At 72.3% G+C, this 404-nt stretch carries 1 protein-coding gene; it reads right to left on the bottom strand.

What is annotated here, in order from left to right; all coding sequences use genetic code 11:
• A partial coding sequence (locus tag D9V41_RS16605) for an SIP domain-containing protein (protein ID WP_166376108.1) occupies positions 1–404 on the bottom strand: 404 nt, incomplete at both ends.

Here is a 404-nt window from a genome sequence, read left to right as displayed (position 1 = left end):
GCTGGTCGAGGTAGACGCCGTCGTCGCCGTTGGCGCGCTCGTAGGCGGCGATCGCCTCTGCGGTCACGGTCTCGGCGACCTCGGCGTAGCGCGCGTTCCACGCCTCGGCGTCGAACTGCCAGTAACCGCACGTGTAGAAGTCGCTCTGCGGCCAGCCGAGATCGCGCCGCAGCCGCTTGCGGACGGCACGGCTCGCGGCCGCCTCGCCCGCGAACCAGACGTAGAAGCCTGCGTCGCCGGCGGACGCGGGAAGGTCGCGGTCGCAGACGGCACGGCGCAGAGCGTCACCCACCCGGGTCTCGTCGGCGACGATCTCCCACGTCGTCGAGACGTCGGCGGCACTGGGCAGTGCGATGCGGTCGGCGCCGTCGGTGAGCACGACGTGCGCCTCGACGCGGTATTCC

It is taken from the genome of Aeromicrobium phragmitis (assembly GCF_003674095.1).
Classification (GTDB): domain Bacteria; phylum Actinomycetota; class Actinomycetes; order Propionibacteriales; family Nocardioidaceae; genus Aeromicrobium; species Aeromicrobium phragmitis.
This window is presented reverse-complemented; position numbering and strand designations above follow the sequence as displayed.